This is a genomic window from Mesorhizobium abyssinicae, assembly GCF_049887195.1.
GTDB classification, from domain to species: domain Bacteria; phylum Pseudomonadota; class Alphaproteobacteria; order Rhizobiales; family Rhizobiaceae; genus Mesorhizobium; species Mesorhizobium abyssinicae.
Map to the genome: position 1 here is coordinate 1 of NZ_JARAKC010000103.1, position 830 is coordinate 830.

Annotated in this window: 1 protein-coding gene; it reads left to right on the forward strand. The window is 62.8% G+C overall.

The annotated features are described in order from the left end of the window. Positions 1 to 100: 100 nt before the first annotated feature. The coding region (locus tag PU724_RS33820) for an ISAs1 family transposase (RefSeq protein ID WP_426213836.1) at positions 101 to 830 on the forward strand (730 nt) is incomplete at its 3' end.

The window sequence follows — 830 nt, forward strand, 5'->3', positions numbered from 1 at the left end:
TTTTTGGGACTTGAAGTTGGGCTGAGAAGGGATTCTGTGAGCAGGCAGTCTTAACGAGGGAGAGACTGCCATTTCGAGCCTTGAAAGCTATTTCGGCGCCGTGCCTGATCCCCGCGCTGGTAACGCCACGCATCGGCTTGGCGATCTGATCGTGATGATGATCGCGGCAAGCCTGTGCGGGGCAAACAACGCGACAGAGTTCTCGTTGTTTGCTCAAGAGCGCAGGCAGGCACTGTCGCGGTTGATTGAGTATGAGGTGGCGCCCAGTCACGACACCTTCTCGCGGCTGTTGCGGCTGCTGGATCCGGAGGCTTTCGGGCGTGCCTTCGCAGCCTTTGCCGCAGGCTTTGCACGGGCATGCCAGGGGGTGGTCGCCCTCGACGGTAAGGCGCTGCGGCGGGCCTATGAGAAGGGCCTTGCCGCCAGTCCGCCTCTGACGGTGTCGGCCTTCGCCACCGAGACACGGTTATGCCTGGCAGCGGTATCGCCCGGCACTGCCGAGAATGAGGTCGAGGCTGCCCTTAAAGTCGTCGAACTCATTGATCTTACTGGTAGAATGGTCACCGCCGATGCGCTCCACTGTCACACGCGCATGGCTGAGGCCATCACCGAGCGGGGAGGCGACTACCTGCTCGCTCTTAAGGGCAACCGTCGGCATTGGGTTGTTCATGCCAAGCAACATCTGGCCGGGAGCACCCCCGCTGTCGCGGAGCGGACCGAGACCAGCCATGGCCGCGACGAGTGGCGGCAGGCAGAGGTCGTGGCCGCTGCCGAGCCGCTGATGCCTGGCCATAAAGCCTTCATCCGCATCTCCAGCCGGCGCGATCAGG